Source organism: Clostridiales bacterium (assembly GCA_015243575.1).
GTDB classification, from domain to species: domain Bacteria; phylum Bacillota; class Clostridia; order Peptostreptococcales; family Anaerovoracaceae; genus Anoxybacterium; species Anoxybacterium hadale.
On the sequence record CP042469.1, the window covers coordinates 2177192 to 2190583 of the forward strand.

7 protein-coding genes and 1 pseudogene are annotated in these 13392 nt (G+C 45.6%); 4 read left to right on the plus strand and 4 right to left on the minus strand.

Features of this window, described 5'->3' with window-relative positions:
- The first annotated feature begins 255 nt into the window (after positions 1-255).
- From FRZ06_09525 to FRZ06_09540, 4 genes and pseudogenes are all read left to right on the plus strand, one after another.
- Complete coding sequence (locus FRZ06_09525; protein QOX63575.1) at positions 256-4362, plus strand: pyruvate phosphate dikinase; 4107 nt, start codon at positions 256-258, stop codon at positions 4360-4362.
- A 21-nt stretch (positions 4363-4383) separates the two neighbouring features.
- Entirely contained in the window at positions 4384-5631 is a 1248-nt protein-coding gene (locus FRZ06_09530; protein QOX63576.1) for a glyceraldehyde-3-phosphate dehydrogenase, read from the plus strand.
- A 239-nt stretch (positions 5632-5870) separates the two neighbouring features.
- Positions 5871-6308, plus strand: a pseudogene (locus FRZ06_09535) (hypothetical protein).
- Positions 6309-6427: 119 nt separating this feature from the next.
- Positions 6428-7897, plus strand: coding sequence for a hypothetical protein (locus FRZ06_09540; protein ID QOX63577.1), 1470 nt, complete (start codon positions 6428-6430; stop codon positions 7895-7897).
- A gap of 22 nt (positions 7898-7919) precedes the next feature.
- On the opposite strand, the gene amrS is transcribed toward FRZ06_09540, so the two are convergent.
- The 4 genes from amrS to FRZ06_09560 form a co-directional block, all read right to left on the minus strand.
- Entirely contained in the window at positions 7920-8774 is an 855-nt protein-coding gene (gene amrS, locus FRZ06_09545; protein ID QOX65886.1) for an AmmeMemoRadiSam system radical SAM enzyme, read from the minus strand.
- Between the two features lie 147 nt (positions 8775-8921).
- The gene (amrA, locus tag FRZ06_09550) at positions 8922-10562 is read right to left on the minus strand and encodes an AmmeMemoRadiSam system protein A (protein QOX63578.1); all 1641 of its coding nucleotides are present in this window, start codon (positions 10560-10562) and stop codon (positions 8922-8924) included.
- A 102-nt stretch (positions 10563-10664) separates the two neighbouring features.
- Positions 10665-11804, minus strand: coding sequence for a nicotinate-nucleotide--dimethylbenzimidazole phosphoribosyltransferase (gene cobT / locus FRZ06_09555; protein ID QOX63579.1), 1140 nt, complete (start codon positions 11802-11804; stop codon positions 10665-10667).
- A gap of 99 nt (positions 11805-11903) precedes the next feature.
- Entirely contained in the window at positions 11904-13391 is a 1488-nt protein-coding gene (locus FRZ06_09560; GenBank protein QOX65887.1) for a cobyrinate a,c-diamide synthase, read from the minus strand.
- Position 13392 lies beyond the last annotated feature (1 nt).

The window sequence follows — 13392 nt, forward strand, 5'->3', positions numbered from 1 at the left end:
CAAGTAAGTTTCTTAGGAAGCGCTGATTGAATGAAGTCATATGGAATCAAAGTCCTATGGAATCAATCAGCGCTTCCTCTGATATATTATATCAGATTTGCACTATTTGGCAAAATCTTGAATACACTTAGTACTATTTTTTTTAGATCGTGGTTTTAATTTGAAAATAATAGAATATTCGATTTACTGGTCATATTTTATAGTTTTTTAATAAAATTTAATGGTATAATATATCCAAGTTGACAATGCATATACATGGAATGGAGGTACGCACCATTGAACACGTTTACATCGACAGCATTGGAAGAAAATTTAAAAAACACACAGAACACTGAGCTCCAGATTCCCGCTGAACAGCAATGGTTTATTCAGATTTCAGAAGCCAAGTGGGGAATTCATAAACGAGCAGAGGAATTTATCATTGAACTGAATCACAAATATGTAAACTATCAATATGTCATAGAAACGCTTCACAATATCAGCTTGAATGACCTTTGGTTCTATAACGATTTAGATGAGTCGGAAAGAGCGCTCAAGGTGCTTTCGAGTATTTTCAGGCAGCTGATTCGTTCAGAGCTCAACGAGCCGCAAAGAGAGCTGCTGATCAAAACAGTCATCAAATTTATGGAGCGTCTGGTATCACTGGAAGGGTTCCCCAGGTCGATCATTACAGAATGCCTTCAGCTGATCTGTGAGGATATTAATGTTCATGAGCTTCCATATCTTTATAACTCCGGCTACTTCAAAACATATTTTGATAAGCTGGCTCAGTTTCCAGACTATCGTGACGTGGTCTTCCATATGACCTATAACATTCTTAAAAAATGCATTCAATATTGGGAAAATACAGCAGATATTAATACCTGGATGAGCCAGAAGAATCTTTTGTTCTCTTCTTTGGATCAAGAGGCATTCATTGAAATCGGAACACCCTTCTTTGACCGCCTGAGAATCGAACTGAATTCGGCGTCTGATTGGAAGAGTCTTTACGGGCTTATGTTCTTCAATGATATTTCTAACTATTTTCGTAAATTTACCGATCGGTTTGATTCCGCATTGGAGAAAATATACTATCTGCATTTCCTGCTGCAGCTGCCAGGCATGATCTATCTCAAGGATCACCTCCTTTATGACATGAACCGCTATCTACGAAATGTTCTGTCAGAGCTTAACGAGGATCAGATAGAAGCATTCCTTAATACCATCACAATACTGTTTCAAGAGCTGAAATTCCGCCACGCGGGTACCGTACTGGACTGTATCCTCACCTTGGGAAAAGAGTTGATCCACACAGGAAATGAAAGTATTATCTCTCATTTTGTCAGAGGTCTGATTCGCTCCGGCTTCCACTATCCGGGACAGATCACCGTAAATTCCGACTGGCAGATCAAGGTCAATGCAAATCATGTAAAGAATATTAAAGTGTGGCTGGAGCTCATCGAATATTCACCCTACGAGACACGGGAACTGCTGGAAGCTTTGATCGTCAATCTCAAGCTGGGCGGCATCTTTATCTCCGACACAGACCTCTTCCAAAGGGAGGTCACAAAACTATTAAATACAAATATAGAGCCGGTTTACAGAGAGATGAAGCAGCTTGCCAGGATTTTCCCCGTCTATTTTCGTGAAATCGGAGCGGAAGGACGTCTGCGGGAAGTCACCACCACTGTGGATGAAATGTCAAGACGGCAGGACCGGCTCATTCATTTTCTGCGAAAGCAGGTCCATACGGAAAGCAATAACACTCATATAGAACTAACTCGCAGGATCATCGGATACTGGCTTGAGGGTGATTCTACCCTGCTGAAAGAGCTTGTACCGGAGGATGTCTACTACTCCCTTGATCCAAAATCAGAGTGGTACCTTCAGGCTCATGAGGTTATGAAGGAACTTCTGAACATAATGGGAGAGCCCTTCAATGCTCTTTGGAGCTGGGACGTCGATCAAATCAAACTGGTTCTTGATTCTCTTTCCTGCGGATCAGATAGAGATCGAAAACGGATTCTGCTGCTGTTTGAAATACATTCCCTGCTTCTGGAGAAATATTCTCTGGAGTCTGAGGATATCGTAATCATGCTAAAAAATTACCGATTTTTCAGCCCCAGCGAGCTTCAGGAGCTCGGCAATACACTGGAAAAGAACGACGCTGAGTTTTCCCTGCTGATCATCTATCGTTTTATGCGTCGTCTTAAGGACGTCATCTTGGACCCAAAAGAAAGCATTGCTCTGGAGGATATTTATTATAAGCGACACATCGCCATCGGAATTCCTTCCATGTACGGTCAGTATATTGAAGCGAAATTTGAAGCATTGGGCCTGATGTTTCGCCTCGAACGGGCGGCTTCCAAGCTGATGGCCGATCTTCTCCAGGGAATTAATCTGGAATACATTACTCAGAAAACGTTCCGCCGAATTCTGGATATTCTGCTTCTATTCCGAGAAGGACTGGAGCTGGACGGTATTACAAATCAAGGCTTCAACTCCAATATCGGCATGTTTCAGTACAGCCTTTCCTCTCCCAGTTTTTCTCTGGATCAATATATCAATCTCTTCCAGTTCATGGCACAGGATATCAAGCAGATCATCAGTGAGTATTTCATTGATGTTTACGAGCGGCCACTGAAGGAAATCGTGCCTCAAATCCTTCAGTCGAACCGCACGCTTACCGCTGAGGAACTCAAACAATATGCACACATGGAATCCGAGAAGTTCTTCCGTGCAAACTTATCTTCAGCATTTCTCGTGCAGGATCTGGACAATTTCATTACAAATATCCTGAGCACCATAAGGAGTATGGTTGAGACTTACTCCGATGAGTTTATTAACAATGTCATGACCTATGATCCGGATTTAATCCTCAGCCCTCTGGGGAAGGAAACCCTCACCATGGATAATCCCGTGTTTCTAGGCGCGAAAGCATATTTTCTGAAAAAGCTGATTTCTCTTGGTTTTCGTGTTCCACCTGGCTTTGTCCTTACAACTGAACTATTCCGCCATAAAGATACCGTGATCCACCATCCTCAGATGAATCAGGAGCTGAATCAGTATATATCCTCTGCCCTTAGCGAAGTGGAGCAGAACACGGGCACAAAATATGGAAGTGCTGAGCAGCCCTTGCTTTTCTCCGTACGATCCGGCTCTTCGCTGTCACTTCCCGGTGCTATGAAAACGTTCCTGAATGTTGGGTTGAATGACGAAATCACAGAGGCCTTTGGCAAAAGAGAAGGATACCAGTGGACTGCCTGGGATTGCTACCGGCGGTTTTTTCAAAGCTGGGGTATGTTTTTCGGAATTGAGCGGGACGAATTCGATAAAGTAATGCAGGATCAGAAGACGAAATACGGTGTGGCATTGAAGATTCAGTTTACCCCCGAGCAAATGAGAGAGACCTGCAAAGCATACGAAAGGGTTCTCCTTGATCATGAGATCCATATTGAAAAGGATCCCTTCCGCCAGCTTCGTCAGGCCATCTTATGCGTCATCGATTCCTGGTCAGCCAAGAGCGCTATATCTTACCGGAATCATATGCAGATTGCGGATGAATGGGGAACGGCGGTCATTGTTCAAAAGATGATTCTTGGAAATCGTTCCTCTTCCTCGGGAACAGGAGTTGTTTTTACCAAAAGTCCTTTTAACGGCAAGAGTGGTATTAATCTTTATGGAGACTTTGCTCTGTGCAGCCAGGGAGAGGATGTAGTTTCAGGCCTGGTAAATACCCTACCCATCACGGAAGCACAGCGCAAACACTACGATGGAGATGCTCCGTTTTCTTTAGAATCCGCATTTCCCGATCTCTACGAAAGGCTTCTTGCTTCCGCCAGACAGCTCATCGAAAAGCATGGTTTCGTTCATCAGGAAATCGAATTCACCTTCGAATCAGAAAACCCTGACGACCTCTACATCTTGCAGACCAGAAATCAAAATCTCAAGAAGAAAAGGAAAGCCAGTATCTTTACCTCAGGCTCAGAAGAGATGAAACTCGTTGGGAGCGGTATCGGCATCGGGGGAGGTGCACTGTCTGGTGCCATCGCGTTTACTATGGAGGATATTCAGCGGATACGACATGAAATGCCCCATGGTAAAATTATTGTGTGCAGGCCAGACACAGTACCGGATGATATCCCTCTCATCTTTGAATGCGACGGACTGATCACCGCCAAGGGAGGAGCCACCTCTCATGCTGCCGTCACTGCTGCAAGCCTTGGAAAGGTCTGTATTGTAAGTTGTAAAAGCATGCGGGTGAACGACGCAGATAAAACTTGTATTTTTAGTGACCGGAACTACACCGCGGGAGATATGATTTCCATCGATGGAAATTTGGGCTTGATCTATGAGGGAGTTCATGAAATCCAGGTTGTTTAACTTGTATGAAAGGGGAATGAAATGCAGACACAAATTACTACCAAGAAAATCTTAGGAATCAACGGAATTGGCCGGATCGGAAAATTGACACTCTGGAACCATTTAAATTTGAAGCATTTTGATACAATCGTAATCAACGCTGGCCGATCGTTGGGCAAACGAGACAGCGACGTGATCCATTACCTGACTACTGATTCCACCTATGGCTCTTTAGACCGTTTTTTATATGGACACACGGGCAAGAGGTGCGCCGTCACCAAATTAGCAGAAAACCTCTTTGATTTCGATGGTACCATCATCAAGGTACTCACGAAAGAAAGAAATCCGAGGAATATTCCCTGGAGCCGGGAAGATGTCCGGCTTGTGGTGGACTGCACCGGAGCTTTCTTAGATCCCTCCCTGCCCGCTGATTATGCAAAGGGCAGCCTCAGAGGCCATCTGGAAGCAGGAGCGGAAAAAGTCATTGCCAGCGCGCCATTCCAAATCAAGGAAACTTCACAAAGAGTGCCTGATGACAGCGCTATGTTTGTATACGGAGTGAATCATGCAAATTATGATCCACTGAAGCATCACCTTATTTCCGCAGCCAGCTGCACAACAACTGCTCTGGCCCATATGATCAAACCGCTCCTTGAAACGGAAGAAACGGTAAACATCATCACTGCATCCATGTCCACCGTCCACTCAGCCACCAACAATCAGAGCATTCTGGATGGGCCTCCCAAAGCAGGCACCGATGATCTGCGAAGAAATCGCTCTGTCATGAACAATATCATTCCAACCTCCACAGGTGCGGCAATCGCTCTTGAGGAAATCCTACCGGAAATCAAAGAAATCGGATTTATGGCAGATTCCATCCGTGTTCCAACCAGCACGGTATCGTTGATATCGCTGAATCTTACCTTCCGTACTCTATTGAATGACACAGGAGATCCAGTAATCAACAAAAAATTCATCAATGAAATATATAAAAAAGCAGGGGAAGGATCGCAAAAGGATTTGCTCCTCTTCAGCGAAGAACAGAATGTTTCCTCCGATCTGGCAGGCTGTCAGGCAGCAGTCGTCATTGAGGGACATGAAAACCACACCCGCACTGGTTTCTTTTCCATAGATGCAGATGCTCTTCGGGGCTTCGGTGTCAATACTGCTCAGGATTTGAGCTTTCCCGTAACACATGCAAAGATTTTCGGATGGTATGACAATGAATTCGGCTGCTATGTCAACTGTCTCGGCAAGCTGACAAAATACATCGATAAGAATATGATTTAGATAAGAATATGATTTAGATAAGAATATGATTTTTGTTCTTCGGCTGTCACATTAGTGAACTATCGCTTGTGTGGCAGCTTTTAATTGTTGGCAGCTTATGCAAAAAAAACATTGACACATATAAAGTTCAATGTTAATATTAATCGTCTATTTTGTATTTTTAACATAATATACTTATTTAATATTACCACATGTACTCGTATTTGTCAATTGTTTTTTTTGAGAAAGGGTGAAGAAAATTGAATGGTGAATTTAGCCTGATCCCCACCGCTGCTGTCGAAAAGCTGGCGGCTGCCGAAATTATACGCTGTAACGAGCTCACCAGCCGCTTCGGCCTTGCGTTAAAAGAGTCCGAGGCCTTAGAATTGGCCAAAACCCGATCGGACGTATTGGAAGCAGTAGGGCGAATAGAATTCTCTGGAGGAGTCATCAATAAAATCATTGAGGAATTCTGTGATTCTTCCTATCTGAATCAGTCAAGCTACGCTGAAACGCTCAATGCTCTGGTAGAAGCTTTTTATTACTTCAAGAGCGAAACCCTTGACGAAATGGATGACGACGAACTCATTTCCATTATGAAACAGTCCTTTGAGCAAAGCTGCCGGGGCTCTGTGGATTTGCTCATGTCAAGGGATTTGGAAAATCTCTCTCGACGAATCCGTTTTGGACTTACAGACCTGAACGATTTGAGCAAGGATTTATCAGGAGTCTTTGAAGAAGATGGAGAGCCAGAAAGCGAAGAAGAAGCATCTATGGATTGGTACAGCATCTTTGAGGTCTGGGATGATGGATTGGAATGGTAAATGAGACGGATATCATGACTAAGGAGGAGGATATTTTGAACAATCGCAATGAATTAGCAGAACAAACAATTCAGTTACAGGTTTCCAAAGGGCTGGATGCTTCCACATTTTTTCAAGAGGTTGTAAACGAAGGCTCTCGCCGTTCCCTTCTATCGCAAAGAAAATTGGAGCAGCTCCCTTATCAGATTCTTGAGCTGCTCACTACTGCTTTCAACAGATATACAAGCGGCTTCAGCAGCTCGGTTCCCCTTGAGACCGGGCAGAAAATTCAACAATCGATCTTCTTTACCCTCGGTTATTATTTGAAGAGACGTCCTCTTTCCGATGAGGTCTTCAGCAATTTGGAAACTTGTCCTCTGGACGAATTATACCAAAAGGGAAAGAAGCAAATCGAGGAGGATTTCTTGACAGCAAAGGAGCTTCTGGCTGCCATCCAAAAAAATCTTCCCTACGATGACGTACTTGCCTACAGCGATACCCTCAAGAAGGGAATTCCTCTGTTCTTTGCAGCTTATGACGCAGACTACGGAGCGCACGAAAACCCCGGGTCGATCGACTATCCACTAAGCAATGATCCGATGGTACTGACAGGGCTGGAGTATCTGATGGATTATCTGAAAAAAATCCAGCTAGAGAATCTATTTTGCAGCTATTACCCCTCTTCGGAAGTTATCTCACTGATTCGGGGAAGTGATCCTATGTATCGAGAGCAGCTCTTTAATATATTCGACTTGGTTTTGGCTAATTCTTTGGCTTCTCTACTGGTTGGCAGGAGCGCTTTGAACTTGAGTATCAGCGATTATGACCGGAAGTTTTTGCAGTACGAGCTTAGTTCCGTAAGCAGGGAGCAAATTGAACTGCTGGTAGACCGAACAGTATTTCGGTTATTCACCGAGCTGTCCATTGCAAGAAAGGATATGGATCAATATATCAGAGCATCCGTACAAAAAATGAAAGGACGGCTTTGGCAAGCCCTGCAAACAGATAGTCTTTCTCTCCTTTTCCCTTCTTTAAAGGACGAAAATGTTCACCAGACAATCCTATTCAGAGACAAGGATTATTTGGATCACTCTCAATTTCGTATCCTTTATCAGGAAATTCTATCATGCAGGTATGTGCAAGACAAATTGATGCTATTGAAGGGCGCTCCCTTGAGTTTTACAGACCTGGCAGATTTATTAGACAGCGAATGCTTTTGGGAAGAAGAATATGATTCTGTTTTTTCGATCCTAAATGAAGTTCAGCTTGCACTGCTACTGAAAACCATGGGATTGAAAACAGAAATAAATTGGGATGATGCGTTTGGAGAATATGATAAGGTACTGAAGGATACGAGTGAAGTTCAAATGCTGCCACGCCAATGGCACCACTCATTTCTCTCTTATCTCAACAAACTCGAACCGGAAAGGATAAACCAGATTGCCGCGTTTTCACAGAGGCTCGAGATTTGCCAAACGCTCTGAGGCAGACCACTGGTATTTCCCTCTAAACATTGCCGAGATAAACATACTTCAGGTGCCTTTGCGCGACTTGTTTCAGCGTTTGCAGTGTCTCATACGGGGTAGGCTCCCTATCGGTCAGCTCATACCTGGGAAAATATCTTGAAAGATGCAGCGGCAGCTCCGGCGAAAGAGAAGCAAGCCATTCTGCCATCTCCTCCATTTCAGAAACAGCATCATTGAATCCCGGAATGATAAGCGTAGTGACTTCCACATGACAGCTGGATGCCGCCTGTTTTATGGAAGTCTTCACCTCCTTCAGTCCTCCCTTGAGAAAATCCTCATAAAGATCCGCCCGGTAGGCTTTGAGGTCAATATTCATGGCGTCGGTCAGCGGTAAAAGCTTGTCCAGCGGCTCGCTGCCGATGAAACCGTTGGTCACAATCACATTCAATAAACCATTCTCTCTGGCTAGTTTTGCAGTATCATACACATACTCATACCATATGGCAGGTTCATTATATGTGTAAGCAATGCCGATATTTCCCTGCTGCTTGAGGGATAATGCCTTGTCAACAATCTGCCGGCTTTCCGCAGGATAGGTATGAACCTCCTCCGGTTTGACCCTGGCGATGGTGTGGTTCTGGCAAAATGGGCATTTCAGGTTGCAGCCGATGGAACCGATGGAAAGAATAGAGCTGCCGGGATGAAAGCGGTATAAGGGCTTCTTTTCAATGGGATCCATACCGATGGAAGAAATCTCGCCGTAATTCAGTGAGTATAGCGTTCCCTCCCGATTCTGCCTCACGCCGCAGATGCCTCGTCCCCCGATTCCAAACCTGCAATTATGAGGGCATAGAAAACATCGGACCCTGCCTTGATCCAGCTTTTCATAGAACATTGCTTCCTTCACCGGCACTTCTATCCCTCCCTATCAAAATCAAACCGATCAATAATTAGTTAAAAAAACGTGCTAAGGAAACGCGGATGTAACAGAAGGTGCACAGATGGCTACGGACCAGATGTGCACCTAAGAATCAGTGTTCCTCTATAGATAACGGATCACTTCAAAGCGTTCCAGATCAAAGCTCTCAGAACTCATGATTCCGGCCTTCTGAAGTGCAATGGTAACCTGCTTCTCAGGCGTATCGACTCCCTCCAAATCCGGGAGAAGAAGTCCCCTTCGAAATCCATTGGTTACGATCACACCATATCGTTTCACATCCAATTCCTCAAGACTGTTTATTTTCTGAGGTGCTCCCAGAACATCAACGGAATACACCAGTTCTTTGAGTTCCTCTTCCTTCACCGCGGGAAAACGTGGATCTCTGAATCCGGAGTTGATGGCATTGTTGATGATTTCTTCCGCTACATTGACCATGGTTGGCCCAACAGTACCCATACAGCCCCTCAGCGCACCACGCTTTTTAATGGAAACAAAGGCTCCTGCTCTCTTCATCTTCATTTCACTTCGCACCCAATCAGGCACGCGAATTTTCTTTCCATCGCGAATATAGGTTTCCAAAGCTTCCCTCGCCAGCTTGACATAATCGCTGTTTTTTAACTCCATTCCCCCGTACAATTCAGAATACGGGTCGGCGCTCTGCACATTAGCGGGACGTCTTTCCTCCTCTGCCTGTCTCTCCGTTTCCCGGCTGTTGGAGATTTCTCCGCCGGAAACACCTCTGCCCGTGTAACGTCTCCCCGACAAACTCCTCCTGCTGCGCGGATCATTTCGCCCTGACGATTGTCTGTCGCTGCTATTCCGTCCCAATTCTGCAGCTTTTGCACCACCGGGATACACGTAGGAGTTTCCGTATCCTCCTGATCCCCTTTCGCTCGGCATTCGATCACCCACAATTCTGTCGCTAGGACTTACCCTGGCGATGAGATACCCTACACCAAAAGGTCCTTCATAGGAATAGACTTCCGACGTTAAGTTCATTCCCTTCAGCGCCCCATACATTATGATAACCGAACGGGTTCCGCATTCTCCCGCATTCTCAAGAAAGTTCTCTTCCGTTTCCAAAAGTCCTTTATAATCGTTACTCCTGACTTTGCCAACCAGATATTCATCATATTCTTTTCCCTGAGGATGGAACCCGGCAGGCGCGTCTTTGTTCAGCTTGTGAGACAGATCTCCGCTGGCAATATAAACAACCCTTTCATCAGACTCAGCAACAGCTTCCTGAATTCTGCGCCCAAATTCATATAACTCCTCAAACGGGAGAAATGGTGTTGAAATACAAACGAGCTTGAAGTCGGGCAATTCCTTCTGGATGAACCAAAGGGGCACAAGGGCACCATGATCCAGACGGTTGCTGATGCCATACTGCTTTTTCAGAATCGTGCTGAGTCCTCCCGCACCAATAGAGGATTTCGATGCCTTTTCAGCAATCAGTTCAGCAAGCACAGTGTTATTCTTGAATGACAACTCGATTTCGGGACTACCAAAATCAGAGAAATCTCCTGATAATGTCTCCTGATCATATACATAGACATAGTCCTTAAAGCAAGGGGCGTGAGGGGTAGATAAAATAATGGTGGTCGGCCTGTCTTTTCCGATTTCCCTCGCCGCTCTTTTCATCGCTTCAACAGTGGTATACGCTGACCTCTCCCGTCCTCGTCCGACCCCCTGCACGACTACCGGGGGATGAGGCAGGATGTAAGCATTTACGATTTTCCCCATGGCATATTTCTCCTTTCCCAACAGATTATTCACTAGTATTCCAACTTATACTGCTGCTGTATGAAATCTACGTCTTAATTTATGACAGAATCGCTGATTCATTCAGAAGTCCAGTTTTCGGATTTCTTCCAGATAATCATCGTTGATTTCCGCTTCTGCAAAGGTGGCCATATGATTCATAACAGCGCAGGCGCCTCGTACGATCTGAAAGGCCAGCGGGCATCCGCTGCCCTCTCCCAGCCGAAGGTCAAGGTTTAGCATTGGTAAAAGCTCTAATGCTTTCAACGCACAGCCATACCCCTGTTCTTTGGAAACGTGGGACGCAATCATAAATTCTTTGGACAGAGGCGCCAGTTTTGCTGCTGCCAGAGCTGCTACGATGGAGATAAACCCGTCGATGACCACCGGCAGCCGATAGATGGCAGCGCCAAGAAACGCTCCCGTCATTGCCGCCAGATCAAACCCTCCGACTTTGGCGATGACGTCGATGACATCTAGATTCTCTTGACCGCAGAAATGGTACCGCTCGATTACTTCGTCGATAATTTCCTTCTTCCGGGCAAAGCTCTCATCGGTAATGCCGCCGCCCTTGCCCACGGTTTCCGCTGCTGTTAATCCGGTCAGTGCAGATAATATCGCTGAGCTCGTGGTGGTATTCCCAATCCCCATTTCTCCGATTCCATAGATAGTATAACCGGCTTTCTTAATCTCACCCGCCATTTCAATGCCGATGGAAATGGCTGTGATGGCCTCATCCCTTGTCATAGCAGGCTCCTTAGCAAGGTTGGATGTGCTCTTTCTAATCTTCCTATCTACAATTTTATCTGTTACCCGAAGCGCTTCTTCCAGCGGTTGATCGGTCAAAAGCTCTTTTGGCAGATCTGCATTAACCCCCAGATCCACCACAAGCAAATCGCTGTCAAAATACTTTGCCAAGGTTCCCACCCCGGTCAGTCTTCTGGTAAAGTTGATGGTCTGGGCTAGTGTTACAAACTGCGGTGCGGAAGATACCCCCTCCTCAACAACGCCGTTATCCGAACACATGATGACAATGCAGGATTTATCCGCTAAATTATGTATCTTTCCGCTGATCCCCGCAAACTGAACGGCAATATCCTCCAGCTTTCCCAGACTTCCCGGCGGCTTTGCAAGACTGTCCTCTCGTTTTCGTGCTTCCTCCATGACTCCACGATCCAGATCCTTTATGGTACTGATTAATTCAAACAATTCCTTTTCGCTCATCCTTTTTTCATCCTTCCGTTCCAGTTTCTATCATTAGAGAAACACTGATTCATTCCTTACGCATGCTTGATTAAATCTGCGCTTCCCAAGATTATGTTATCAATCCTTTAGCACTCTATCCCATTGCTTCAGACTTGTGTCCCTTGACGCTTTTATAAAACGAACTGCCGCTTCCGGGTTTGAATAAAAATGAATATGGGGATAGCCAGCCCAAAGATTCCCTTCCGTAATCACACAATCCCAGGCGGTCTTCCGCAGCGGCTTTTCCGCGTGCATTCCCGCTCCTGTGTTGGTGCTGTCCCAATAATGGAATTCATGACCCCTGATCTGTCTCCCTTTGATACAGAGAAGATTATCCTCCGCAGCAGTCAGTGTAATATAACCGAAGCGAGTTAATTTCTCAGTGGGATAGCTTTCTCCGGCGATAACGCCCGCCAGAGGGTAGCTGTTTCCATCTGTGCCTTTTACCATTTCATGAAGATACATAAAGCCGCCGCATTCTGCGATGCAGGGCAGACCATTTCCGATGGCCTCTTTGATATCAGCAAGCATAGATTTGTTGCATGAAAGCTTCTCAAGATACAGCTCAGGATATCCTCCACCCAAAATTAATCCGCTGATTCCCTGAGGCAACCGTGGATCTTCTAAGGGGCTGAAGGGTACGATTTCAGCACCCAGCTCCTGCAGCAGCTCCAAATTATCCTGATAATAGAAGCAAAAGGCTTTATCCTGTGCAACCGCAATCCGCACAGAGGCTTCAATCATAGAAGGTGCTTCCAATCCAGCGAAAGGAGATTGCCGTGCAAGAATGTCTCCTCGGCTGGCAGGATACGCTCCCCAGTTGGCAGGTGACACTCCCCTGCTGTCAGGAAGCTCTTTCCAACTGATCTGGGGCGCTTCCCTTGCCAATGTCAATATCCGATCCAAATTGATGGTCTGCTCCATTTGCTCTGCCAGTCTGCTGAGAATTTCTTTGAGATTTCCGATCTCCTTTGCGGTCACAAGACCAAGATGCCTGCTTTCCAGGCTGCAGTCCGTCATAACCGGAAGGTAGCCAAAAACTTCTATCCCCAGCTCCTTTTCTATGATTTCCTTTACGTCCCCGTAGAGCATGGGAGCCAGACGGTTTAAGACAACCCCTTTTATCTGATGGTTCTGGCGAAATTCTAAAAATCCTTTGATCAGTGCGGCGATGGAAACCGACATGCCTTTGCAGTCAACGATTAGAGTCACTGGGGTTCCCGTTTTTACGGCCAAATCATAAGAACTAGCATCGGTGGATTTTCCTGCAAGACCATCGTAATATCCCATAACGCCTTCCATCAATGCAAGGTCAGCTCCTTCTGCGTTCTTGCAAAGAAGATATTTCACCATCTCCTCATGGCAAAAAAAGAGGTCCAGGTTTCTTGACTTGACACCCAGAGCCTCCGTATGGAACATAGGATCGATATAATCGGGACCGCATTTAAAGGAGGCTAAGCTCACTCCTCTGTTCAAAAACGCCTGAAGCAGACCGCAGACGACGGTGGTCTTTCCGCTTCCGCTGCCCGCAGCAGCAATCATAATCCTCGGTATTTCAATTCCCATT

Coding starts and splice junctions, on each gene's coding strand:
- FRZ06_09525 (QOX63575.1), top strand. CDS start 256: ATGGAATGGAGGTACGCACCATTGAACACGTTTACATCGACAGCATTG.
- FRZ06_09530 (QOX63576.1), top strand. CDS start 4,384: ATGCAGACACAAATTACTACCAAGAAAATCTTAGGAATCAACGGAATT.
- FRZ06_09540 (QOX63577.1), top strand. CDS start 6,428: ATGGTAAATGAGACGGATATCATGACTAAGGAGGAGGATATTTTGAAC.
- amrS (QOX65886.1), bottom strand. CDS start 8,774: ATGTTCTATGAAAAGCTGGATCAAGGCAGGGTCCGATGTTTTCTATGC.
- amrA (QOX63578.1), bottom strand. CDS start 10,562: ATGGGGAAAATCGTAAATGCTTACATCCTGCCTCATCCCCCGGTAGTC.
- cobT (QOX63579.1), bottom strand. CDS start 11,804: ATGAGCGAAAAGGAATTGTTTGAATTAATCAGTACCATAAAGGATCTG.
- FRZ06_09560 (QOX65887.1), bottom strand. CDS start 13,391: ATGGGAATTGAAATACCGAGGATTATGATTGCTGCTGCGGGCAGCGGA.